Raw genomic sequence first — 23,899 nt, forward strand, 5'->3', positions numbered from 1 at the left:
CGCTCGGGATGAGGTGACCGGCCTCACCCCGCCGGCGCACCTGGGCCCCCGGGGCACCGCGCACACTGGACAGTGCGCGCGGTGCCCCGTCCCGTGTCATCCCCCTGCCCGTCCTTCCACGAGACCAGACAAGGACGTCCCCGTGGCCATCAGCGTCTTCGACCTCTTCTCCATCGGCATCGGCCCGTCGAGCTCCCACACCGTGGGCCCGATGCGCGCCGCCCGGATGTTCGCCCGCCGACTGCGCTCCGAGGGCCTGCTGGACCGGGTGACGGGCGTGCGCGCCGAGCTGTACGGCTCGCTCGGCGCCACCGGCCACGGCCACGGCACCCCGAAGGCCGTCCTGCTGGGCCTGGAGAACGCCTCGCCCCGCACCGTCGACGTCGACCAGGCCGACAAGGACGTCGAGCGGATCATCGCCGAGAAGCGGATCAACCTGCTCGGCGAGCACACCATCGACTTCGACCCGGACACCCAGCTGGTGCTGCACCGCCGGCGCTCGCTGCCGTACCACGCCAACGGCATGACCCTGTGGGCGTACGCGGCCGACGGCTCGACCCTGCTGGAGAAGACCTACTACTCGGTCGGCGGCGGCTTCGTGGTGGACGAGGACGCGATCGGCGCGGACCGGGTCAAGCCCGACGACACCGCGCTGCGCTACCCCTTCCGCACCGGCGAGGAGCTGCTGCGGCTCACCCGCGAGACCGGGCTGTCCATCTCCGGCCTGATGCTGGAGAACGAGAAGGCCTGGCGCAGCGAGGAGGAGATCCGCACCGGGCTGCTGGAGATCTGGTCCGTGATGCAGGAGTGCGTGCGGGCCGGCATGACCCGCGAGGGCATCCTGCCGGGTGGGCTGAAGGTCCGCCGCCGGGCCGCCGCGGCGGCGCGGACGCTGCGCGCCGAGGGGATCGGGCCGGCCAACGCGATGGAGTGGGTGACCCTCTACGCGATGGCGGTCAACGAGGAGAACGCCTCCGGCCGCCGGGTCGTCACCGCGCCGACCAACGGCGCCGCCGGGATCATCCCGGCCACCCTGCACTACTACCTGAACTTCATCCCGGGCGCCGACGACGAGGGCATCGTCCGCTTCCTCCTCGCCGCCGGCGCCATCGGCATGCTCTTCAAGGAGAACGCCTCCATCTCCGGCGCCGAGGTCGGCTGCCAGGGCGAGGTCGGCTCCGCCTGCTCGATGGCCGCGGGCGGCCTCGCCGAGGTCCTCGGCGGCACCCCCGAGCAGGTCGAGAACGCCGCCGAGATCGGCATCGAGCACAACCTCGGCCTCACCTGCGACCCGGTCGGCGGCCTGGTCCAGATCCCCTGCATCGAGCGCAACGGCATGGCCTCGGTCAAGGCCGTCACCGCCGCCCGGATGGCGCTGCGCGGCGACGGGCGTCACCACGTCTCGCTGGACAAGGCGATCAAGACGATGAAGGAGACGGGCGCGGACATGAAGATCAAGTACAAGGAGACCTCGCGCGGCGGTCTCGCCGTGAACGTCATCGAGTGCTGATCGCCGCGGTTTGACGGCCCTGTGCCGCGAGCCCCTCGCCTCAGGCCCCCCGGGCGGAACTCCCGTCCGCCCGGGGGGCTTTCGCTCTGCCACTGGCGACGGCACGCCGGGAGGTCCATAATCCCGTCGGGTTGGCGCACGCCGAAGGGGGATGTGAATGGACTACCAGGCGTCGGTGCCCCACCAGCAACCGTACGGGCCTCCACCGGATCCGCCGCCGTCCCCGCACGCCAAGTCCGAGGCCACCCGGCTGATGTGCGCCGGGGTGTACCTCGACCCGGAGTTCCGCCGGCGGGTGATCGGCGAGCTGGTCGAGCACGACGAACGCACCGTCCCGCCCTCGCTCGGCTTCGACGCGATCACCGTCCTGGCACACGCGCTGCGGGCCCGCGTGCTGGAGCTGCGGACCGGCGCGGTGCTCGCCGCGATCTGGCTCGGCTTCGCGTACACCTCGATCGCACCGGCCTTCGAGGACACGTCGTCGGGCGGCCTCTGGGGCCCGTACGACGGGCGGGCGGGCGGCTACGGCTCGTACGCCGGCTCGGCGTCCGACCAGCCGTTCGGCTCGCTCGCCGAGCACCTGCCCGCCCAGACCACCAACTTCGCCGTCGCGTACGCCCTGGTCACGCTGGTCTCCTGGTTCGCCAAGCCCGCGCGGGTCCGCGAGTACGCGCTGTACGCCCCCGCCACGCCGGGCGGCACCCGGGCCACCGCACGGCGCTCCGGCGGCTTCCGTACGGCCGGCGCCGTGATCCTCCAGCTCTGGTACTGGGTGGCGGCGGTGGTGTCCCTCTTCCACTCGCACCCGGAGGGCGCGCTGTTCCCGCTGGCGCTCGCCGCGACGATCGGCGGGCACCGGCTGCTGGTCGCGCAGCTCGTCCGACGGGAACTGAGCCGCGGGGGTTTCGGCGACGGGACGCCGCTCGCGCTGCCCGACCGGCCGTACTACCGGCGGCTGCGGCGGGCGATCGCCGCCGAGCAGGACTCCCAGCTGATCGTCTACGACCCCGCCGACCCCTTCCTCGGCGCCGGATTCCCGTACCGCGCCTGGTCGTTCTCGCTGGAGCTGAAGCGCCGCCAGACCGGTCCGGTGGCCGTCCCCGACGGGGAGCTCACCGCGCGCGCCGTGCTGGAACTGGTCGTTCCGCGCCTGGCCGACCTGCGGCAGGCCACCGCCGACACCAGCCTGGACCGGCTGCGGGACCTGGAGATCGACCACGTGGTCTTCCTCCCGTACGGGCCGACCCGCGGCAACGTGCCCCGCGGGCAGGCCGACATCACCCAGCACATCGCCGAGGCGGTGGACGAGGGCGGCGAGCGGCGCCGGCACTTCCTGCGGGTCCGGGTCGGCGCCTGGGACGAGCAGGTGGTGCTGACCGTGCACCTGCGGGTGCACACCCAGGGCGGGCTGCTGGTGCTGGAGGTCGTCCCGCACGTGCTCGGGCCGGTGTGGCGCGAGTACGAGCTGCTGGCGGACGCGGCGGCCCAGCAGGGCACGCGGCTGCGCCGCAGCCGCCCCGCCGTGTCCGCGTTCACCGCCGGTCCGGCGGCGCTCCGGGCCCTGGTGCGGCCGGGCGGCCGGGCCGGCGCGGCGGAGGAAGCCGATGCCGCACCGGTGTCGGCCCGCCCGATGGTGTCGCTGCGCGAGTCCGCCTCCTCCCGGACCGTCTCGATCTTCCAGGAGCTGGACATCAACCGGTACCTGAAGACGATCCAGGAGCGGGTCATCGACGGCGTGCGCGAGGCGCTGCACCGCCAGGGCTACGAGACCGGGCGCTTCGAGCAGACGGTGGTGCAGGTGATGGCGGGCGGCATCCACATCGGGGAGATGAGCGGTGGCGCCGTCGCCACCAACGGCGGCACGGCGACGTCCAAGGTGAACGTCGCGGCCCAGGGAAACGTCGGACCGGCCGCGTGGCAGGGGAGTGCGGAGAACACATGAGCGAGGAACAGCACGTGGAGCAGAGCGGGAGCAGCGGCGGGGTGTCGATCGGCGCCATGACGGGCGGCGCGGTCGCCTCGGGCCCCGGCGCCAACGCGGAGGACCGCTCCCAGCGGGTCGGCGGGGCGGACGCGGTGCCGGACGTCAGCGGGCTGACGGTGCCCGCCCCGGCGGCGGGTGGCGTCTCCATCGGCGTGCTCACGGGCGGCGCGGTGGCCTCCGGGCCGGACGCCCGGGCGGTCGACGCCTCGGTGCGGATGGGCGCCTCGGCGCGGCAGCTGCTGGAGGCGCTGGCCGAACTGCGGGGCCAGCTGCCGCTGTTCGCGCGGGTGGAGGGCAACGGGGTGAGCGAGGTGGAGCAGGAGGTGACGGCCGTCCACACCTCGCTCCAGGAGAGCGGAACGGCCCCGCGCACCCGGTTGGAGCGGCTGCGCGGCCTCCTGCGGAGCTCGACCACGGTGGTCTCCGGTCTCGCGTCGGCGGTCGCGGTGGTGCAGGCGATCGAGCAGTTCCTGGGCTGAGAGGCGGGGCGGGGCGGGGCGAAGCGGGACGACGGGGGAGCGACGGGTGGCGCAGTACTGGGACAAGAACCTCCAGCGGTGGGTGGAGCGGCCGGTGACGACGGGTGCGGCTCCGCCGCCTCCGCCACCTCCGCCACCTCCGGCGCCTCCGGTCGTGCCGCCGGTGCCTCCCCGCCCCGAGGAACCGCCGTCTCCCCGCCGTGAGGAGCCCCCGCCGCCGTCTCCCCGCCGTGAGGAGCCCCCGCCGCCGGTCCGGCCGTCCCGGCGGCTGCTGCTGGTGGCGGTCGCCTCGGCGCTCATCGGGGCGCTCGTGGGCGGCGGCGCGTACCTGCTGACCCGGGACGACGGCGGCAAGCCGACCCCCGTCGCCACCGGCACGGGCTCGCCGACGGTGTCGGCGAGCCCGTCCCCCACGAGGACGTCCGCCTCGCCGTCCCCGACGTCCACGCCCACCCCCACGCCCACGCCCATCCCCACCGGGGTCCGCCTGACCCCCGTCCAGGACCCGAAGGGCTTCACCCTCCTCGTCCCGGACGGCTGGCAGCGCCGCGACGACGGCACGTCCGTGTTCTACGACTCCCCCGACCGCACCAGCCTGATCCAGGTGTTCGCGATGGGCACCGACACGCCGTACCAGCAGGCCGTCGCCACCGACAGCAGCCTGGCCGGCCAGTCCTCCCGCTTCCCGGGCTACCGCCGCCTGCGCCTGGAGCGGACCGCCGACGGCGGCGCCGAGTTGGAGTACTCCTACGACCTGGCCGGCACCGGTGTCCGCCACACGGTCGACCACATCCTCACCGGTCCGGACGGCGCCGCCTGGGCCGTCCTGGTCGCCGGCCCGGAGAGCGGCTGGCCCACTCCGCTCCGCGACCTGCTGCGTTCGGAGCTCACCTCCTTCTGCTTCACCGGCCGCTGCCCCTGACGCGCTACCCGACGGTCTCCTTCACCTGCGCGCCCTCCGCCACCGCGCCCTGGGCCGGGCGGGCCAGGCAGGCCACCGCCGTGGCCAGCGCCGCCAGGGCGGCGCCGCCGAGGAGCGTGCCGTGCAGGCCGCTGGTGACGGCCTCGCCGACGGCGTCCCGTACAGCCGGCGGCAATCCGGTGAGGGAGGCCGGGGTGAGGCCTCCCCCGCCGGTGAGGCGGGCGGACTCCTCGGGGCCCAGGTGGGCGGTGAGCCCGTCGGTGAGCCGCGCCGTGTAGACCGCGCCGAGGGCGGCCATGCCGAGCGACCCGCCGATGCTGCGCAGCAGGGTGACCACGCCCATCGCGGCGCCCATGTCCTGGCGCGGCACGGCGCCCATCGACGTCAGCAGGGTGCTCTGCATCAGCAGGCCGAGGCCGATCCCGGCGACGGCGGTGAGGGCGGAGGCGAGGGCGATCGGGGTGTCCGCGCCCAGGAGCAGCAGCAGCGCGGCGCCGACCAGGGCCAGTGTCCCGCCGAGCAGCGGGTAGCGGCGCTCGCCGCCCGGCCGGCTCATCAGCCGGGCCGTCACCAGCTGGGTGCCCATCATGCCGAGCATCAGCGGCAGCAGGAGCAGGCCTCCGACGGTGGGCGAGGCGCCCTGCACGAACTGGAGGTACTGCGGGAGGTAGCCGACCAGGGCGAGCATCACCGCGCCGGCCAGGAAGCCGAGCACCTGGGCCACCGAGAAGTTGCGGTCGCGGAACAGAGCGGGCGGGATCAGCGGCCCGGGGGCGCGCAGTTCGGTCCGGACGAACCAGCCGAGCGCGCCCGCCGCCACCACGGCCGTCCCGAGGATCCAGGGGGACGTCCAGGCGTACTCGGTGCCGCCCCAGCTGCTGACCAGGGTGAGCGCGAGGATGCCGGTGGTCAGCAGGGCCACGCCGGCCCAGTCGAACGGCGCCCGCACCCGCTCGGTCCGCAGCCGTACCCCGACGCCCACCGCGAGCAGCGCGAGCAGTCCGACCGGCAGGTTGACGTAGAACGCCCAACGCCAGCTGAGCCGGTCGGTGAGGAAGCCGCCGAGCAGCGGGCCGCCGACGAAGGCGATCGGCATCAGCACCCCGATCACCGACTGCACCCGGCCCCGGTCGGACGCGGGCACCAGCACCCCGATCACCGAGAGCGCGCCGACCATCAGTCCGCCCGCGCCGACGCCCTGGAGCGCCCGGAAGGCGATCAACTCGCCCATGTCCTGGGCGAGTCCGGACAGCATCGAGCCGGCCAGGAACAGCACCACCGCCCACTGGTAGGCGCCCTTGCGCCCGTAGAGGTCGCCGAGCCGGCCCCAGAACGGGGTGGCGGCGGCGGAGGTCAGCAGGTAGGCGGTGACCGCCCAGGAGAGGTGCTCCAGTCCGCCGAGGTCGCCGACGATGGTCGGCAGCGCGGTGCCGATGATCTGCCCGTCGAGGGCCGAGAGGAAGATGCCGAGCATCAGCCCGATCACCCCGAGCAGCGGCGGCTTGGGCGGGTCCTCTGTGGTTTCCATGTCTGCACTCGGACCTCTCAGGCCTGTCAGGCCACTCAGGCCACTCAGGCTGCGAACGGGCGGGCCTGCCGGGCGTCCCGCAACGCGCGGGCCCACCAGGCGAGTTGGTCGAGCATGGTCTTGGCGGCGGCGTCGGCGGCCGGGTCCTTCGCCTGACCGTCGGCGTCGAAGCACTGTGCGGCACCGTGGAAGCTGACCGTGTTGCGGATCGTCGCCGCGTTCAACTCGGCCATCACCACCCGCAGTTGCTCGACCGCCCGGAGCCCGCCGGACAGCCCGCCGTACGAGACGAAGCCGACCGGCTTGCCGTGCCACTGCCGGTTGTGCCAGTCGATGGCGTTCTTCAGCGGCGCCGGGAAGCTGTGGTTGTACTCGGGCGTGACGAACACGAAGGCGTCGGCCGCCTCCAGCCGGGGCGACACGGCGGCCAGCAACTCGGCGTCGCCAGGCGCCATTTCGCCGCCGAAGGACGGGAAGGCGGTGGGCAGCGGGGTCTCCACCAGGTCGATCCGGTCGGCGGCGAGGTCGCCGTGCGCTTCGAGGTGGCCGAGCAGCCAGTCGGCGACCACCGGGCCGAAGCGGCCGTCGCGGGTGCTGCCGAGTACGACCGCGACCTTCAGGTGCTGTTCTGTGGACATGGGAATCCCCCTCCAGGATCTGCCGATGTGTACGCCGTATCGGCTCTGGATACAACGTACACAGCAACGCGTACGCCGTCCACTGCCGGTGTACGCCGTACACATCAGTGCTACCGTGGGCCCATGTCCACCCAGCAGGCCCCCAGCGGCGACAGCGACAAGCCCCAGGTCTCACTCTGGGAGCGCCTGGAGCGCCCGGCCCCCGCGCCGCGCACCACCCTGACCGCGCACCGGATCGCCGAGGCCGCCGTCGCCATCGCCGACGCCGAGGGCCTGGACGCCGTCACCATGCGCCGACTGGCCGCCGACCTCGGCGTCGCCCCGATGGCCGCCTACCGGTACGTCTCCGGCAAGGACGAACTCATCGAGCTGATGGTCGACTTCGTGTACGGCCAACTCCCGCTCGGCGCCCCCGCCGAGGGCTGGCGGGACACCATGCGCGCCCTGGCCGTCCACCTACGGGCGATGCACCTGGCCCACCCGTGGACCGTCCGGACGACGACCCCGTTCTCCCTCAGCCCCAACCAACTGGCCGTCCCCGAGCGCGCGTTCGCCGCCCTCGCCGGCCACGGCCTGGACGCCGACACGACGATGGCGGTGTTCCGCACCGTCACCGGCTACGTCCACGGCTCGGTCACCACCGAAGTCACCCTGGACGCCCTGCGCCGCAAGCACGGCTGGTCCGACGGCCACCAGACCCGCATCGGCCTCGCCCCCCAGATGAGCTTCCTGATGAACACCGGCCGCTACCCCGCCTACCAGCGCTACCTCCATGAGGCCACCCGCAAGGACGACCCCGACTGGCAGTTCGAAACCGGCCTCGACTGCGTCCTCACCGGCATCGCCACCCACTTCGGCCTCTGAGCCCTCTACGCCCCCGACTGCGCGGCGGTGAGCACCTCCGGGTCGGCCCCCGGGTGGACGGCCGGCTCACTCGCGCACCCCGCCCTCGGCGCTTGCCCGATCACGCGGGAAGTCGGCCGGTCCGACGTCCCGCGCCCGCTCGCCCGCGACGACCAGGCGGTAGCCGTAGTCCACGCTCTCCCGGTCGAGCAGGTCGGCGTACCGCCGGTACCACTCCCCCGAGGCCAGGTCGGCCCGCCGCCGGGCGACCCGCCGCAACTCGGCGAGCCCCTGCCGCAGGTCCGGCCAGTGGTGGACGGTCAGCACGGCCATCGCCGCATCGAACGCCCCGTCGGCGAAGGGGAGTCGAGAGGCCGACGCCTTGACCTTCCGCCGCCCCGGATGCTGGTCGAGCATCACCTGCGAGGGGTCGACGGCCGTCACCTCGGCCCCCTCCGGCTCGTACGACCCAGCCCCCGCCCCCACGTTGACCACCGTCCGCGCCCCGCCCAGAGCGCCCCCGATCAGCGCATGCAGCCGCGGATCGGGCCGACGAACCTGCCGGTACCCCACCCCGATCCGGTCATACGCCGCCAGTTCGCCCGCGCTCCCCGGATGTCCCATCCACCCACTCCAGCAAAGACACCCGGCATCGGCAACCGCCCCACACCGCGCAGGAAGTCGGCCGACCCGACTTCCTGCGCGGGGGCGGGTGGCTACCGCCGTGCCGGGAGGGTGAGGAAGGCCAGGCCGGCGGCGAGGATGGCGAGGCCGGACCAGGAGAGGGCGGGTAGGCGTTCGCCGAGGGCGGCGACGCCGAGGAGGGCGGCGACGGCGGGTTCGGCAAGGGTGAGGGTGGTGGCGGTCTGGGCGGTGGTGTGCCGGAGGCCGTGGCCGAAGAGGCGGTAGGCGAGGAAGGTGGTGATGACGGCGAGGTGGAGCACCACGCCCGTTCCGCGCGCCGAGGCGAGCCACCCGGTGTCGCCCGCGAGCAGTACCGGCAGGACGATCAGCGCCGCGCCGCCGAACATCGCCCCCATCACCCCGCCCGAGGGGTGCCCGGCCGCGATGAGCCGTCCGCCGATCAGCGAGTACACGGCGTACGAGAGCCCCGAGAGCGCCGCGAGCAGCACCCCCAGCGGGTCCACCGCCGTACTGTCGCCGCTCAGTTCGGGGCCCAGCACCAGGACCGCGCAGCCGAGCACGGCGAGCGCCGTGGCCCCGGCCCATCGGCCGCCGGGCCGCCCTTGCCGGGCGAGCCGGCCGAGCAGCCCGGTGAACACCGGCGCGCTGCCGAGCGCGATCACGGTGGCCACCGCCACGCCCGTGCGGCTCACCGCCGGGTAGAAGGTGACGGGGTACCCGGCCACGGCGAGCGCCCCGGCGGCGAGCAGCCGTCGTTCGCGCGGCGCGCAGTGCCGGGGCAGGGCGCGGGCCGAGCGGTCGGACAGGAGCAGCAGGAGCCCGCCGAGCACCAGCCCGGCGGCCCCGATCCCGGCCGCCGGGGCGCCGCCGGGGGCGAGTGAGCTCGCGGTCCCGGTGGTGCCCCACAGCACAGCGGCGATCAGGATCGGCAGAGCACCACCACGCGAGCGGGCGGCGGAATGGAAACGATTCGGCACAGTCGTGAACTTCCGTCGTCGAAAACCGTCAGAGGCAGGTTCCGAGAACGGGCGCACGCCCCCCCCACGGCGGCCGTCAGCGGGCCGAGCCGGGGTCGCGGGGGATCAAGCCACCGAAGCGCGCGCCCGATCAGGCGCTGAGCGGTGGCAGCACGACGTGCCAGTACAGGTTCACACCCCGATCGTACCGACCAGCAGGGGCACGGGAAGTCGGCCGGTCCGACTTCCTGTGCGGCGCCCCGGAAGCGCCGCCGAAAACACCCCGAAGCGCCCCCGCAGCACCCACCCCATCCGTCCCGGGCGGGGGCGCGTCGGGTAGCGCGCGCAACAGGTGGCGAGCCGCGAGCCGTGGCGGAGCGTCGATCGGCCCCTACGCTGGGTTGTCGGCCCATCAGCCCACCCGGAGGAGCCGCTCATGCGCCGATCCCGCCTTCTGCTGTCCCTGGCCCTGACGATCGTGGCGGCATCCACCCTGGTCGCCGTCGATGTCGCGCAGGACGAGCCGATCCGCTCCGTCAGCCTCCCGGTGCTCCGCGATGTGGAGGCCCAGCAGAAGCTCCACGCGATGACGGACCCGGTGCAGGACTGGGTGGAGTCCGGGGATCCGGCGGCCGCCGGATACGCGGGGACGGTCATCGACGCGTCGAACCAGCACGCCGACCTCTACTGGAAGGGCGAGGCCCCGGCGAAGGTGCGGTCCCTGCTCGACGCCCACGGCGCCGACGGCTTCACCGTCGAGGTGCACCAATCCCCGCACTCCCGCGCGGAGATGCGCACCGCGATCGACCGGTTCACCTCCGCCGTGCCGCGTGACGAGTGGACGTCGATCGGCCCGCAGGAGGACGGCGCGGCCATCGCGATCACCTACGTGCCCGGGACGGCAAAGCGCCTGACCGGCGGTGACACGACCGCGCTGGCGTACTCCCGACGGGCCGCCGAGATCGCCGGGATGCCGGTGACGGCGAGCGTCGCGGGGACGCCGGTGGCGCTGTCCGGCAACCGGCACTCCGACGGGGTGCCGTACTACGCGGGCGCCGAGGTGAGCACGAGCAAGTCGTCGTTCTGCTCGACGGCGTTCAGCGGCTGGAAGGGCGGGACGAAGGTGGTGTTGACAGCGGCCCATTGCGGCGGCGGCCGGTACTACAACGGCACCAGCAGCTACATCGGTGACCTGGTGTCGAGCGGCAGCGGCCTGGACGTCGGGATGATCGGGGTCAACGGGAACGGCGGCGGCCGGTTCTACGACGGGTCGTGGTCGGACAGCGGCGGCTCGTCCCGGCACACGTACGGGGCCGGACGGAACAACGTCGGGGACTTGATCTGCCTGAGCGGCGCCCAGTCGGGGTGGAAGTGCGACGTGCAGATCAAGCGGGTGGATGTGGAGACGACGAACGACGAGGGCACCAGGATCAAGCCGGTGGACCTCGCGGAGTCGAAGGGCGGCGACAAGCGGGCGATCGTCGCGAAGGGGGACAGCGGCGGTCCGGCGGTGGCGAACCCGTCCGGCGCGAACGGGGACATGGAGGCCCGGGGCGTGATCGTGGCCGGGAGGTCGGAGGTCGGCTGCCCGAGCGGCTCGACGGCGCGCCCCACCACCTGTTATGCGCAGGTGCTGTACGTGCCGATGACGCCGGTGGTGAACCAGATGGGATTCTCACTGGGCTGAGCGGCGGGGAGGAGCGAGCGCGAGAAGTCGGCCGGTCCGACTTCTCGCGCAGGCATGGGGGGCGCGGAAAGGCCGAGCTGCTGTCGGCAGGGCGCGGTAGCGTAGTTGACGACTTGTCATGTGAGCGCGAGGGAGAGCGAGGTCCACGATGACCAAGGTTCGAGTTCCGGTGACGGCGGGGATCGTGCTCGCTCTTGCCGCCGCGGCCGGGTGTTCCAGTGGCGGTTCATCCCACAGCCCGACCTTTGCGCCCTCCTCCCCGTACAAGGTGTCGGTGACGGACTTCCCGACCCTCTTCACGGCCCCGCCCCTGCCGGCGCCCACCCCGACGGCCCCGCTCGTGGATCCTTCGATCATGCTCGGGAGCGCCCTCAGGGCGTATCTGCCCACCGAGGAGACCGTCCCGTCGGGTTGGACCCTGAACAGCGGCAAGTACGGCCCCAGCACCCCGTCGGACAGCGGATCGCAGGTCCTCTCCACCACCACGGGGCTGGGGCCCACGGCGCCGTGCGGCGTCATGAACAACCTGACGGTGCTGGACGGCTACGCGGCGTACGCCAGCCAGAGCATATGGTCCACCGACGGCGAGCACGCCGGCTCGGTGACGGTGACCTCCTTCCGCGCCGGCGACGCGGCGAAGCAGCTGGGTGTGATCAGGGACTTCGCGGCGCGCTGCCCGTCGTTCACCGAGAAGGGCACGGGCAAGGGGCACAGCGATGTCGAGATACGCCTCGTCGCCAAGCCGGTGGCCGGACTGGGCGACGAGGCACTGGACTTCAGGATGCTCCCGGAGGGGGGCTACCTGGGCACCGAGACGATCCTCGTCCGCATCGGTGACCGGGTGCTGGACCTCCTGGTCAACGCCGACAAGTCGGGCGACTTCCCCGATGACGCGGTGTCGCTGGCAAGGGAGTTCGCCAAGGCCGTGAAGTAGCCGGTCAGTCGCCGTGGGGGTTGGCGGGGGTGGGGAGGGCGAGCTCGCACCAGGTGGTCTTGCCGATGAAGCCCTCGCCACGCAGGTGGGAGCCCCAGGAGGTGGCGAGGGCGGCGACGAGTTCGAGCCCCCGGCCGGACTCGTCGGCGGTGGTGGCGCGGCGGATGGTCGGGAGGGTGGAGTTGGCGTCCGAGACCTCGATGCGCAGGAGGGAGGGGTTCGGGAGGAGGACGCGGACGCCGATCATGCGGTCGCGGGGGCCCCGGGCGTGACGGCAGGCATTGGTGACGAGTTCGCTGAGGAGGATGAGGCCGGTCTCGGCGGAGTCGATGGGCACCTCCCACTCGAAGGCCTGGCGGATGAAGCGGACGCGGGCACGGCCGGCGCTGCGGGGGAGGCGGGGGAACATCCACTCGACGAGGTCGATGGGCTCAGCAAGCATCGGGGATCAAGTCCTTGGGAGATGCAGACGGGCGGCTTCACTCTGAAGAGCTGAGTTCGGCCATTTCACTCATCAAGAGTCGGCAGGCGGGCATAGCCTCAGGAGTAACACCGCACGTACAGCCAGAGCTTGACCGCCCTGCGACCAGGGCAGGAAGGGGTGCCGGACCGTGAGCACGCCGAAGCAGAACCCGATGTCGTGGAAGTACTGCGGCGATCAGGTCAAGCGCTGGCGCGATAAGGCGGGCGTGACACGGGAGCAGTTGAGCAAGGCGGCCAGCTACGACATCGAGAGCGTGCGGTCGATGGAGGCGGGAAGGCGGAAACCGACGCTCCAACTCCTACAGGCAGCCGATGAGTTGTGCGATGCAAAAGGGATGCTGATCGGGGCTTCCACATTCCTGACGCCGGAGAAGTTCCCGACCTACTCGCAGGACTACACGGACACAGAGCACGAGGCGATCGCCATCCACGGGTACGCCGCCTTGCTCATCCCTGGGTTGCTCCAGACCGAGGAGTACGCCCGGGAGCAGATCAGCCACAGCTACCCGCCACTGGACGACGAGACGGTCGAAGCGCGAGTCGCCGCACGGCTCCAGCGCCAGGAGAAGCTGCACCGCTCACCCACCGCGATGTTCGGATTCGTCATCTACGAGATGGCACTCCGCACCCTCATCTGCGATGCCGACCTCATGAAGCGACAGCTTGAGAAGCTGCTCGACATCGGCAAACTTCGGAATGTCGCCATCCAGGTCCTGCCGGCCAACCGGGCGATCCATGTCTCCATGGAGGGGCCGATGGTGATCCTTGAGACGCCCGAGCACCAGCTACTCGGCTACGTGGAGGGGCAGTACGCGGGAATCTTGTCCGCCGACCCCGAGAAGGTGAGCATCCTCGTGCAACGCCATGGCATGATCCGCTCGCAGGCCCTCAGCATTGAGGAGTCGGAAGCATTCATCAGAACGGTGATGGAGGAGCTATGAAGTGGTTCAAGTCCAGTTACAGCGACTCGCAGGGCGGCGCCTGTGTCGAAGTCGCCATCTCCTGGGTGAAGTCCAGCTACAGCGACACCCAGGGCGGCAACTGCGTCGAGGTGGCAGTCTCCTGGGTGAAGTCCAGTTACAGCGACTCGCAGGGCGGCGACTGCGTCGAAGTTGCCGCCTGCCCCTCGACCATCCACGTCCGCGACTCAAAGGACAAGACCGGCCCGACCCTCGCCTTCTCCCCCGAAGCGTGGTCCGCGTTCGTCTCGTTCGCGCCCGAAGCTCAAGCGGCTCCCGTCGAGTGACCCTCAATGGAACGGTGGGGTAACTACCCCCAACCACCCCCGCACGCAGCACATATGACTTATCGTCATCACTTCGCCACGGCTGGTTCCTCCGTGTAGCGTGCGCAGCAACGAAACAACCCCCGCCGGTGTTACCAGCACCGAACGGGGGTCTGACCGGCACGATCGAAAGCGACTCGATCCTGTGGCTACCCACAACCCTACCGCCATGGCCGCCCCCGGGTACGGCAAGCAGTCCGCGCCGGAGCAACTCCCCCGCTCCGCCTCCGACTTCGCCCACCTCCCGGCCCGCGAGGCCTATCTCGCCTCGCTCATCGACCACCTCCCCGACGGCGCCGCCATGGACGTCAAGACCCTCGCCACCCTCCAGCCCCACTACGGCCAGATGGCGTGCCGCACCGCCCTCAACAGGCTCTCCACCGCAGGCCACCTGCGCCGCGTCCGCGAACGCCTCTCCTCCACCGACTGCCGCTGGGTGTTCCACACCTACTTCTCCCGCACGCCCCGCTCCGACGCCTGGTGGTCGCACTTCCTCGCCACCGGCTCCCCCGGTGACACGTCAACGCCCGCCGCACCCGATCCCCCTCAAGAGCGAAGGCTCAACCACACCCCCCTCCCCTCGGCCGCTTACGCTGCCCTGGCCGGCCTCGGCCTCGCGGACCCCCGTCTCGCCCTCTCGGCCGCCGACTGCACCGCCCTCGAACCCCTCGCCGCCGAGTGGTTCGCCCGGGGCGCCACGCTCCCCCTCTTCACCGCCGCCCTCACCAACGGCCTCCCCCAGGACATCCACAGCCCGGGCGCCTTCACCCGCCGCCGCCTGCTCGACAAGCTCCCCCCGGAGCGCCCCCACTCCCAACCCCTCACCACCCGTATCCCCGAGTGCACGGCCTGCCGCACTCCCTGCCGCCCGCAAGCCCTCCTGGGCGGCCTCTGCCGCGCCTGCCGAGGCACCCCGGCCACCAACCCGCCGCCCCGCCAAGCCCTCTCCCCCACCGCCGTACACCGCCACGCCGCCCGAATCCGCCAAGCGATGGCCACAGCGCCGCGTTCATGAATATTCACAGGCATCGACGTGAACCGATTCAATAACCAAAGGTGAACTAGGTAACACACCTTGCATTCCAAGTCACCCGGTTTGCCCACATGCTGAGATTCGTGCGATAGTCAGGGCATGCCCAACGGCGGGCGACACAGACTCCGCCCTGGGTTGATGACTTCGGCGGGCCCGACCTGGCACTGCCGACGCCCATCGCGCGGCACGCACCCCCTTGGCCGGCGCGATGACTTGCAGGGGCCCCCATCCGCCGGACCACGGCGAATCCGGGGGCCCTGCGTGTTTCCCGGGGAATCACGCAGGGCCCGTCCATCACATCAAGGCCGCTCGCGCACCTTCAGCTCGAACCACACACCCTTGCCGCGCGGCAGTAAGTCCGCCCCCCACCGATCCGAGAGATCATCGACGATCCGCAGGCCCCGCCCCCGCTCGTTCACCGCGTTGACCTCGGCGATGATCATGCAGGGCAGCGCCCGTGACGAGTCCCGGACCTCGACCCGCAGCCAGCCGGGCTTGCGGCTGACGTGCAGGCCGATGGTGCGCCCGGCCGCGTGCCGGACGGCGTTGGCCACCAGTTCGCCGGTGAGCAGCTCCCCGGCCTCCAGGTGCTGGTGGAGGTCCCAGGACTCCAGCACGGACATCACCAGCCGACGGGCCACCGGGGCCGACTCCGGCCGGGAGGGCAGCCGTACCTCGTTCGGGGAGGACGGGTCGCAGAGTCTGCCGGAATACATCTCCTCCAGTTCCGCCGAGGTGAGCCGTTCCAGTGCCGAGAGCCCGCCCTGGACGTCGATCCAGGACACCTCGGCCACCGCACGTGTCACGGGAACCGATGACTGATCTGTTTCGCCCCAACCCGCCATGCGGACCATCATTGCGGAACGCAAGCAGCCGCGTACGGACAATGAGCAAACGATCTCCCCGAGTCGGCATATGCCGGAAGCAAGATGGGGCCGACCCGGGCGACTTCCGTCAAGCCCGGGTTGACCCCACCCCCCCTTCAGCAGCCGTTTACCAGCTGCCCCACGGGACGTTCCAGCCACTCAGCCCGTTCGCCGGGTCGAGCGTGTCCTTCTTGGTCGAGTTCTTGACGATCATCACGTCGCCGACCAGCGTCCCGTCGTAGAACTTGCCCATCGTGGTGCCGGAGCCGCCGCCCTTGACGTCCCGCAGGCCCACGCAGCCGTGGCTGACGTTGTCCTCGCCGAACGCGTCGCTCCAGTAGTTGCCGTGCACGTACGTGCCGGAGTCGGTGAGCCGCATCGAGTGCGGCACCTGGAGGTCGTACGGGGCGCCGGTCATCCCGGGCATGGAGCTGGACTGCATCCGCACCACGCCCTCCTTGGACATGACGACCATCGTGCCGTTCCAGGTGGGGTGTTCGGGCGAGCCGGAGGTGATGTCGATCTCGTTCGTCTGACCACTCTGTACGACGGTCATCTTGTGTGCGGCGGCGTCAACCGTCGAAATCTGGGACCGCCCGATCGTGAAGGGCTCGTCCCGGTCCGAGCCGTACACCCCGGGGGCGAGCTCGACGCTCTTCAGCCGGTAGTGGACGACGACCTTCGTGCCCGGCGCCCAGTACTGCTCGGGGCGGAAGTCCAGCCGGCGGTCGTCGAACCAGTGGCCCTTCACGACGGTGCCGTTGCTGGTCTCGAAGCTGATGCCCTTGGCGACCTCGTCCCGGTTCTTCACGTCCTTGCTGAAGTTCACCGAGACGATCATGCCGACGCCGTAGGTGGCGTCGTTGTCCACGTTGTCCGAGGCCTTGGCCAGCGCCGTCGGGGTCAGCGTGCTGAAGTTGCTGTCCGCCGTGGCGACCGCGCCGTCCGCGTCCGCGGCCATCGCGCTGACCTGGTAGGCGGTGCCCACGTCCAGGCCGGCCGTCGGCGTCCAGGAGGCGCCGTCGGCGGCGATGGTGCCGGGGACCTCCTTGCCGGTCTTGTCGCTCACCTTGACGGTGGTGAGCTTGCCCCCGGTGGCGCCGATCTTGAGCGCGTTCGGCGCCACGTCCACCGAGCCGGCCTTGGGCTCGATGCTCACGGCGGCCTTCGAGACCTTCGGCACCGCGCTCGTCGGCGCCGCCGACGCCTTCGCGCCGGAACCCGCCGCCCCCGCCCCCAGATCGGCCTTCGCCGCGCCGGAGGTGCCCCCGCCGCCGCCCCCACAGGCCGCCGTCAGAGCCATCGACCCGCCGACCAGCCCGACGGCCACCACTCTGCGTACGCTGCGTATCCGTATCGACCGCATCGTCGATCCCCCTCCTCAGAAAACCCGAGAAACTCCCCGTTGGACCCGACGGACCCGACCGGTATACGCGTCGGGACACCGGATAGGTTGCGCCATCCGTGGGCCGCATCGCCCGGAAACCGCGGCGGCCCGCCCCCAACGGGTGAGGATCGGGCCGCACGGCGCGGGACTCGCCGTAGGGACCGGAATGCCGGGCCCTACTTCCGGGTAGGGCCTACCAGTTGGCCCAGTCCACGTTCCAGCCGCTCCACCCGTTCGAGGGCGAGACGGTCTTCTCCTTGCTGTTCACGACCTTGATCGGGTCGCCGATCATCGAGTCGTTGAAGAACTTGCCGGCGACGGAGGCGTCGCTGCCGCCCTTGACGTCCTGCATCGACACGCAGCCGTGGCTGGCGTTGGTCTTGCCGAACGGGTTGGCCCAGTAGTTGCCGTGCACGAAGGTGCCGGAGGTGGTCAGCCGCATGGCGTGCGGCACGTCCTTGATGTCGTACTCGCCGCCGAGACCGACGGTCTGCGAGTTCATCCGGGTGACCTTCTCCTTGGACATGACCACCATGGTCCCGTTCCAGGACGGGTTGGTGTCCGAGCCCAGGGTGACCGGCACGGTGGTGCTCTGGCCGCCCTTCTCGATGGTCATCTGGTGCGACTTGGCGTCCGCCGTGGAGATCATCGAGCGGCCGATGGTGAACGGCTCGTCCTTGTCCACGTCGCCGTAGATGCCGGGCGCGACCTCGACGTTCTTCAGCCGGTACTTGACGGTCACCTTGGTGTCCGGCGCCCAGTACTGCTCGGGGCGGAAGTCCACCCGCGTGTCGCCGAACCAGTGGCCCTTCACCACGGTGCCGTTGCTGGTCTCGAAGCTGATGCCCTTGAGGACGGCGTCCTTGTTCTTGACGGCCTTGTTGAACTCCACCGAGACGATCATGCCGACGCCGTAGGTGGCACCGTCGCTGATGTTGTCGTTGGTGGAGACCTTCTTCTCCGGCGTCAGCGTGGTGAACGTGGTGGTGGACGCGGACACCAGGCCCTCACCGTCCTTGGCCTGCGCGTTCACCTTGTACGCCATGCCGACCGCGAGCGCCCCCGCGGGCTTCCAGCCGGCGCCGTCCGGGGTGATCGCGCCCTCGACCGGCTTGCCGTCCTTGTCGGTCACCTCGACCGTGGTGAGCTTGCCGTTCGACACCGACACCTGGAGACCGTTCGGCGCGACGTCCTGGGCGCCGTCCTTGGGCTCCACCGCGACCACCGCGGCCGAGGTCTTCGTCGAGCCCGCCCCGCCGTCCGCCGCCGCCGAGGCCGCGCCGGTGCCGCCCCCGGAACCCCCGGCGTCACTGCTCTTGTCGTCGTTGCAGGCCGCGGTGAGCAGCAGCACCCCACCCATGACCAGCGCCATCGCACTCCTCCGCCCGTAGCGGTTGGTGGTGCGTATCGCGGCGCCGACCGTCTTCCCCGTCTTCACGGTTTCTCCCCTCCCGGTATTCACTCACTTGACGCGCTGAGTGCCCCCGTAAGTTGCACTGTCCAGCCGATCTTTTCGGCCGAACCCCGGGCGCGCCGGAGCAGGATAGCTAAGCCATCCGAGTGAAAGCTGAGAGGAGTCGAGTTGACGATCCGTGAACCAACGGTGAAGACGGGACAAATGGACCGAAAGGGGACCTAAGGGCGCAGCGCGCTGCCGGCCACCCACTGCTCCCACGGGACGTTCCAGCCGTTGAGCCCGTTGTCCGGCGGCACGATGTCCCCGGACGAGGCCTTCACCTCCAGCACGTCCCCCGGGACGGTGTGCTCGAACAGCCAGCCCCCCGGGGAGTCCTTGCTCGCCCCGCCCTTGGCGTCGGCCAGCCCGATGCAGCCGTGGCTGGTGTTGGCGGCGCCGAACACCCCCGGGTCCGCCCAGTAGTTGCCGTGCACGAAGGTGCCGGAGTTGGTGAGGCGCATCGCGTGCGGGACGTCCTGGATGTCGTACTCGTCGCCCATCCCGACGGTCTGCGAGTTCATCCTGGTCACCTTGTACTTCTCCGACACCACCATCACCCCCCGATAGGTGGAGTGCTCGCGGCTGCCGCCGGAGACCTTGAGCACCTTGACGACCTTGCCGCCCTGGCCGGCCCGCACGGTCAGGGTGTGGGCGTCCAGGTCCACGGTGGAGACCTGCGCCCGGCCGACGGTGAAGTGCAGGTCCCGGTTCTGGGTGCCGAAGTCCCCCGGCGCGCCCTGCACGTCCTTGAGCCGCAGCGACACCGTGACCTTGGTGCCGGCCGCCCAGTACCGCTCCGGGCGGAAGTCCAGCCGCCGGTTGCCGAACCAGTGCGCGGCCACCGGCACCGGCGGGTCGGCGGTGACCTGGACGGCCCGCTCCACCACCGCCCGGTCGGCGATCGAACGGCTGAAGCGCAGCGAGACCGGCATGCCGACGCCGACGGTGGAGCCGTCCTCCGGGGTGAAGAAGGCCACGAAGGTGTGCGCCCGGGCGACGGTGGTGAACTCCGAGTGCTGGGCCGCCTTCCGGCCCTGGTCGTCCTCGGCGACGGAGTCCAGGGTGAAGGCCGTCCCGAGCGGCAGCGGGCCGTCCGGCGCCCAACCCGTGCCGTCCGCCCCGATCGTGCCGGGCACCTCGGCGCCCTTGGCGTCGGCCAGCCGGACGGAGACCAGCCGCCCCTGCGCGACGGCCACCCGCACCGGGCCGTCCGGTTGCACGTCCTGCGCGCCGTCGGCCGGCTGCGCGGTGAGCACCGCCCTGGACGGCGCGGGGGGCGCACTGCGCCCGCCGCCGGCCGTCACGTCCCCGCCCGCGGTGACCGCGTCCCCGTCCGGCACGGCCGGCGAGCCGCACCCCGTCAGGACCGCCAGACAGCAGGCCACCGCCGCCGCACCCCGTGCCCACACCCGTCCTCGGCGCCGCATCCGGGCCCCTCCCACTGTTCACGTTTCGACACCGGGGGCAACGAGGAAGATCCCGGCGAAGACACGCCGGGGCGCGGCACGGCCTGCCCGCCATCCGCCGGTAAGCCCCCGTTCAACGGCTTCCGCTCCGCGCAATCCGGGAAAGAGAGGTGGACGGGGTCCGGGACACCCCGAATCAGGGAGGGCAGGCCATGGCGTCAGGGCAGGAGCTGGAAGCCGGAGCACCGCCGGACGAGCCCCCGTGGCCCGGCAGCTGGCAGCCGCTCGGCGCCCGCTACCGCACCGACCGGCTCGGCGGCCACGGCACCAACTTCGCGCTCTGGGCGGCCGGCGCCGAGGCCGTCGAGCTCTGCCTGTTCGACGAGGACGGCACCGAGAGCCGCCACCCGCTCACCGAACAGGACGTCCAGGTCTGGCACGGCTTCCTGCCCGGCGTACGCCCCGGCACCCGCTACGGCTTCCGCGTGCACGGCCGTTGGGACCCGTGGACGGGCGCCCGCTGGAACCCGGCCAAGCTGCTGCTCGACCCCTACGCCCGCGCCGTCGACGGCTGTTACACCTCCAACGACGCCGCCTGCTCGGCCGTGCGCAACTGGCCCGAGGCCGACGTCGCCGACACCGTCCGGGACAACCGCGACTCCGCGCCGTACGTGCCCAGGTCCGTGGTCGTCCACGACCGGGACGACTGGTCCGACGACCACCGCCCGAAGACCCCGTGGGCCGAGACGGTGCTCTACGAACTCCACGTACGCGGCTTCACCATGCGCCACCCCGACGTCCCGCCGCCGCTGCGCGGCACCTACGCCGGCCTCGCCCACCCCGCCGCTCTCGCCCACCTCACCCGCCTCGGCGTCACCGCCGTCGAACTGCTGCCGGTGCACCAGCACGCCAGCGAGGACCACCTCCAGGCCCGCGGACTGGTCAACTACTGGGGCTACAACACGATCGGCTACTTCGCCCCGCACGCCGGCTACTCCGCCTCCGGCTCCCGCGGCGGCCAGGTCGGCGAGTTCAAGCGGATGGTCCGGGCCCTGCACGCCGCCGGGATCGAGGTGATCCTGGACGTGGTGTTCAACCACACCGCCGAGGGCGGCGCGCTCGGCCCGGCGCTCTCGCTGCGCGGCATCGACAACGCCGCCTACTACCGCCTGCCGCCCAACCGCCCGCGCGGCTACGCCGACTACACCGGCTGCGGCAACACCCTGGACACCCGCCACCCGCAGGTGATCCGGCTGATCACCGACTCGCTGCGCTACTGGGTCACCGAGATGGGCGTGGACGGCTTCCGCTTCGACCTCGCCGCCGCCCTGGCCCGCGGCGGCCCGAACGGCACCGACGCCGTCGACATGGACCACCCGTTCCTCGCCGCCGTCGCCCAGGACCCGCTGCTCAGCCGGGTGAAGCTGATCGCCGAGCCCTGGGACGTCGGCCCGGGCGGCTACCAGGTCGGCGGCTTCCCCCCGCTGTGGGCCGAGTGGAACGACAAGTACCGCGACACCGTACGGGACTTCTGGCGCGGCGCCCGCCCGGACGTGCGCGAGCTCGGCTACCGCCTCTCCGGCTCCTCCGACCTCTACCAGCACGCCGGCCGCCGCCCGTACGCCTCGGTCAACTACGTGACGGCGCACGACGGTTTCACCCTGCGAGACCTGGTCTCCTACGACCGCAAGCACAACGAGGCCAACGGCGAGGACAACCGGGACGGCACCGACGACAACCGCTCCTGGAACCACGGCGCCGAGGGCGAGACGGCCGACCCGGCGATCAACGAGCTGCGGATGCGCCAACTGCGCAACCTGACGGCCACGTTGCTGCTCTCGGCGGGCGTCCCGATGATCACCGCCGGGGACGAGCTGGGCCGCACCCAGGGCGGCAACAACAACGCCTACTGCCAGGACAGCGAGATCAGTTGGCTGGACTGGTCGCTGCTGGAGCAGCCCGGCTGGCGGGAGCTGTGCGAATTCACCGGCCGGCTGGTCGCGTTGCGCCGGGCCCACCCGGTGCTGCGCCGGCGGGCGTTCTTCTCCGGCCGGGCCACCACCCCCGGCGGGCAGCCCGACCTCGCCTGGTTCACCCCGCAGGGCCGGGAGATGACCGAGGCCGACTGGTTCGCGCCGCGGGCCTGCCTCGGCATGCTGCTCTCCGGCAGCGCACTGTCCGAACGGGACGAGGCCGGGCGGCCGCTCGGCGACGACAGCTTCCTGCTGCTGCTCAACGCGGGCCCGGCTCCCGTGGTGTTCACCCTGCCCACCGGGCCCTGGGCGGCGCCGTACGAGACGGTGGTCGACACCGCCGCCGGCTCCGCCGAGCCCGATCCGCCCGGCGCCGTGACGCTGGGCGGGCGCTCGCTGCGACTGCTGCGAGCACCCGCCGGGGGCATCTCCGCTCAGCTGCCGGCGATCGCGATCTCGACGTTCTCCAGCACACCGATCGCGTCCGGCACCAGCACCGCCGCCGAGTAGTAGGTGCTGACCAGGTACGAGGCGATCGCCTTCTCGTCGATGCCCATGAACCGGACGTTCAGACCCGGCTCGACCTCGTCCGGGATGCCGACCTGGGTGAGGCCGACCACGCCCTGGTTGTCCTCGCCGACACGCATCGCGATGAACGAGGTGGTGCCCTGGGGGGACACCTGGATCTTGTTGCACGAGAAGATCGGAATCCCCCGCCAGGCCGGCCGCTGCTTGCCGAGGATGACCGCCGTCTCCGGGTAGACCCCGGCCCGGTTGCACTCCCGCTGGAAGGCCGCGATGGCGCGCGGGTGGGCGAACAGGTAGTCGGTGTCACGCCGCATGCTGAGCAGCTCGTCCAGGTCGTCCGGGGTCGGCGCCCCGGTACGGGTCTGGATCCGCTGGTCGAAGTCGGCGTTGCTGAGCAGCCCGAACTCCGGGTTGTTGATGATCTCGTGCTCCTGCCGCTCCCGCAGGGCCTCGATGGTCAGCCGCAGCTGCTCCTCGGTCTGGTTCATCGGCTTGTTGTAGAGGTCCGCGACCCGGGTGTGCACCTTGAGGACGGTCTGCGCGACGCTCAGCTCGTACTCGCGCGGCCGCAACTCGTAGTCCACGAAGGCGTCGGGCAGCTGGTACTCGCCCTGCTCGCCGGCCGCCAGGTCGATCCGCGCCTCGCCGTGCTCGTTCTGCGCCTGCGCGGCGTCGGCGGCGAAGCCGAGCAGCTGCTCGCGCAGCGCCGGGGAGCGCTCGATCAGCTCCTGGAGCACCGGCCAGGCCAGCGCCATCGCGACCCCGGGGGTGGCCGCCTTCACCGTGTACGGCCAGGTGCCGCCGCCGTCGGTGACCGCCTCGTCGCCGAGGTGGTCGCCGTCCGCGAGCGGGCCGAGCTCCGTCTTCTCGCCGTACTTGCCGGTCCCGATCCGGTCCACCTTTCCGTGCGCGATCAGGAACACCTCCTGGATCGGCTCGCCCTCCTGCACCAGCACGTCGCCCGGCGCGAAGTCCCGCTGCACGAAGCGGCGGGCCATCTCGGCCAGCACGTCCTGGTCCTCGAAGCCGCGCAGCGCCGGCACCTCGGCCAGCGAGGGGGCGATCACCGTCACCGAGGAGCCGGTCTTGGTGAAACTCACCCGGCCGCGCCCGGGGGCGTAGCTCAGCCGGCGGTTGACCCGGTAGGTACCGGCGCTGACCTGCACCCACGGCAGCATCTTGAGCAGCCAGCGGGAGGTGATCTCCTGCATCTGAGGCTTCGACTTGGTGGTCGTCGCCAGGTTCCGCGCGGCAGTCGTGCTGAGGCTGAGCTGGGCCCGTACCTGCACGGTTGCGGAGCCGGGACCGGGGGTGGGTTCGGTTTCGACCGTCATGTGCTCACTCCTGTCACTCGCG

General features: G+C 71.7%; 21 protein-coding genes. 11 read left to right on the forward strand and 10 right to left on the reverse strand.

Going from position 1 to position 23,899, the window contains the following annotated elements:
* The first annotated feature begins 142 nt into the window (after positions 1 to 142).
* The 4 genes from QWJ13_RS20390 to QWJ13_RS20405 all read left to right on the forward strand — a co-directional run bounded on the left by QWJ13_RS20390 (position 143) and on the right by QWJ13_RS20405 (position 4,895).
* A complete protein-coding gene (locus tag QWJ13_RS20390) occupies positions 143 to 1,510 on the forward strand; it encodes an L-serine ammonia-lyase (protein ID WP_316526186.1) in 1,368 nt (455 codons plus the stop codon).
* 157 nt (positions 1,511 to 1,667) lie between these two features.
* Positions 1,668 to 3,452 carry an AbeC-like domain-containing protein gene (locus tag QWJ13_RS20395; protein WP_316526188.1) on the forward strand — a complete coding sequence of 595 codons (1,785 nt, stop codon included), beginning with the start codon at positions 1,668 to 1,670 and terminating at the stop codon, positions 3,450 to 3,452.
* Complete coding sequence (locus QWJ13_RS20400; protein ID WP_316526190.1) at positions 3,449 to 3,973, forward strand: hypothetical protein; 525 nt, start codon at positions 3,449 to 3,451, stop codon at positions 3,971 to 3,973. Before QWJ13_RS20395 ends, QWJ13_RS20400 begins: the two co-directional genes overlap by 4 nt.
* 277 nt (positions 3,974 to 4,250) lie before the next feature.
* Complete coding sequence (locus QWJ13_RS20405; RefSeq protein ID WP_316526191.1) at positions 4,251 to 4,895, forward strand: serine/threonine kinase C-terminal domain-containing protein; 645 nt, start codon at positions 4,251 to 4,253, stop codon at positions 4,893 to 4,895.
* 4 nt (positions 4,896 to 4,899) lie between these two features.
* Here QWJ13_RS20405 and QWJ13_RS20410 read toward each other — a convergent pair whose 3' ends face one another.
* A complete protein-coding gene (locus tag QWJ13_RS20410; RefSeq protein ID WP_316526193.1) occupies positions 4,900 to 6,423 on the reverse strand; it encodes an MDR family MFS transporter in 1,524 nt (507 codons plus the stop codon).
* A 44-nt stretch (positions 6,424 to 6,467) separates the two neighbouring features.
* On the reverse strand, positions 6,468 to 7,061 hold the full coding sequence (locus QWJ13_RS20415) for an NADPH-dependent FMN reductase (RefSeq protein WP_316526194.1): 594 nt from the start codon (positions 7,059 to 7,061) through the stop codon (positions 6,468 to 6,470).
* Positions 7,062 to 7,184: 123 nt separating this feature from the next.
* On the opposite strand from QWJ13_RS20415, the gene QWJ13_RS20420 reads away from it, so the two are divergent.
* Complete coding sequence (locus QWJ13_RS20420) at positions 7,185 to 7,925, forward strand: TetR/AcrR family transcriptional regulator (RefSeq protein WP_316526195.1); 741 nt, start codon at positions 7,185 to 7,187, stop codon at positions 7,923 to 7,925.
* 66 nt (positions 7,926 to 7,991) lie between these two features.
* Here the strand turns inward: QWJ13_RS20420 and QWJ13_RS34385 are convergent, their stop codons facing one another.
* Positions 7,992 to 8,528 (reverse strand): class I SAM-dependent methyltransferase, encoded by a 537-nt coding sequence (locus tag QWJ13_RS34385; RefSeq protein ID WP_432277561.1) that lies wholly within the window; start codon positions 8,526 to 8,528, stop codon positions 7,992 to 7,994.
* Positions 8,529 to 8,620: 92 nt separating this feature from the next.
* Entirely contained in the window at positions 8,621 to 9,526 is a 906-nt protein-coding gene (locus tag QWJ13_RS20430) for a DMT family transporter (protein ID WP_316526197.1), read from the reverse strand.
* A 415-nt stretch (positions 9,527 to 9,941) separates the two neighbouring features.
* On the opposite strand from QWJ13_RS20430, the gene QWJ13_RS20435 reads away from it, so the two are divergent.
* A complete protein-coding gene (locus tag QWJ13_RS20435) occupies positions 9,942 to 11,192 on the forward strand; it encodes a chymotrypsin family serine protease (RefSeq protein ID WP_316526199.1) in 1,251 nt (416 codons plus the stop codon).
* A 355-nt stretch (positions 11,193 to 11,547) separates the two neighbouring features.
* On the forward strand, positions 11,548 to 12,126 hold the full coding sequence (locus QWJ13_RS20440; protein ID WP_316526200.1) for a hypothetical protein: 579 nt from the start codon (positions 11,548 to 11,550) through the stop codon (positions 12,124 to 12,126).
* Between the two features lie 4 nt (positions 12,127 to 12,130).
* On the opposite strand, the gene QWJ13_RS20445 is transcribed toward QWJ13_RS20440, so the two are convergent.
* Positions 12,131 to 12,568, reverse strand: a complete 438-nt coding sequence (locus QWJ13_RS20445; RefSeq protein WP_316526202.1) for an ATP-binding protein — start codon at positions 12,566 to 12,568, stop codon at positions 12,131 to 12,133.
* A 169-nt stretch (positions 12,569 to 12,737) separates the two neighbouring features.
* Here QWJ13_RS20445 and QWJ13_RS20450 point away from each other — a divergent pair, with 169 nt between their 5' ends.
* The 3 genes from QWJ13_RS20450 to QWJ13_RS20460 all read left to right on the forward strand — a co-directional run bounded on the left by QWJ13_RS20450 (position 12,738) and on the right by QWJ13_RS20460 (position 14,909).
* Positions 12,738 to 13,550: a helix-turn-helix domain-containing protein gene (locus QWJ13_RS20450; RefSeq protein WP_316526204.1), complete on the forward strand. Its 813-nt coding sequence runs from the start codon at positions 12,738 to 12,740 to the stop codon at positions 13,548 to 13,550.
* Positions 13,547 to 13,855, forward strand: a complete 309-nt coding sequence (locus QWJ13_RS20455) for a DUF397 domain-containing protein (protein WP_316526206.1) — start codon at positions 13,547 to 13,549, stop codon at positions 13,853 to 13,855. Before QWJ13_RS20450 ends, QWJ13_RS20455 begins: the two co-directional genes overlap by 4 nt.
* A gap of 208 nt (positions 13,856 to 14,063) precedes the next feature.
* Entirely contained in the window at positions 14,064 to 14,909 is an 846-nt protein-coding gene (locus tag QWJ13_RS20460; RefSeq protein WP_316526207.1) for a hypothetical protein, read from the forward strand.
* Between the two features lie 317 nt (positions 14,910 to 15,226).
* On the opposite strand, the gene QWJ13_RS20465 is transcribed toward QWJ13_RS20460, so the two are convergent.
* From QWJ13_RS20465 to QWJ13_RS20480, 4 genes are all read right to left on the reverse strand, one after another.
* Complete coding sequence (locus QWJ13_RS20465) at positions 15,227 to 15,784, reverse strand: ATP-binding protein (RefSeq protein WP_432277562.1); 558 nt, start codon at positions 15,782 to 15,784, stop codon at positions 15,227 to 15,229.
* 136 nt (positions 15,785 to 15,920) lie between these two features.
* On the reverse strand, positions 15,921 to 17,126 hold the full coding sequence (locus QWJ13_RS20470; RefSeq protein WP_316526209.1) for a L,D-transpeptidase: 1,206 nt from the start codon (positions 17,124 to 17,126) through the stop codon (positions 15,921 to 15,923).
* A 247-nt stretch (positions 17,127 to 17,373) separates the two neighbouring features.
* Complete coding sequence (locus QWJ13_RS20475; RefSeq protein WP_316526211.1) at positions 17,374 to 18,618, reverse strand: L,D-transpeptidase; 1,245 nt, start codon at positions 18,616 to 18,618, stop codon at positions 17,374 to 17,376.
* 197 nt (positions 18,619 to 18,815) lie between these two features.
* On the reverse strand, positions 18,816 to 20,063 hold the full coding sequence (locus QWJ13_RS20480; protein WP_432277563.1) for a L,D-transpeptidase: 1,248 nt from the start codon (positions 20,061 to 20,063) through the stop codon (positions 18,816 to 18,818).
* Positions 20,064 to 20,254: 191 nt separating this feature from the next.
* Between QWJ13_RS20480 and glgX the strand changes: the two genes are divergently transcribed.
* Positions 20,255 to 22,525: a glycogen debranching protein GlgX gene (gene glgX / locus QWJ13_RS20485; RefSeq protein ID WP_316526215.1), complete on the forward strand. Its 2,271-nt coding sequence runs from the start codon at positions 20,255 to 20,257 to the stop codon at positions 22,523 to 22,525.
* Here glgX and QWJ13_RS20490 read toward each other — a convergent pair.
* The gene (locus tag QWJ13_RS20490) at positions 22,450 to 23,877 is read right to left on the reverse strand and encodes a family 2B encapsulin nanocompartment shell protein (protein ID WP_316526216.1); all 1,428 of its coding nucleotides are present in this window, start codon (positions 23,875 to 23,877) and stop codon (positions 22,450 to 22,452) included. The genes glgX and QWJ13_RS20490 overlap by 76 nt on opposite strands.
* Between the last annotated feature and the right edge of the window lie 22 nt (positions 23,878 to 23,899).

Source organism: Kitasatospora brasiliensis (assembly GCF_032654805.1).
GTDB lineage: Bacteria > Actinomycetota > Actinomycetes > Streptomycetales > Streptomycetaceae > Kitasatospora > Kitasatospora brasiliensis.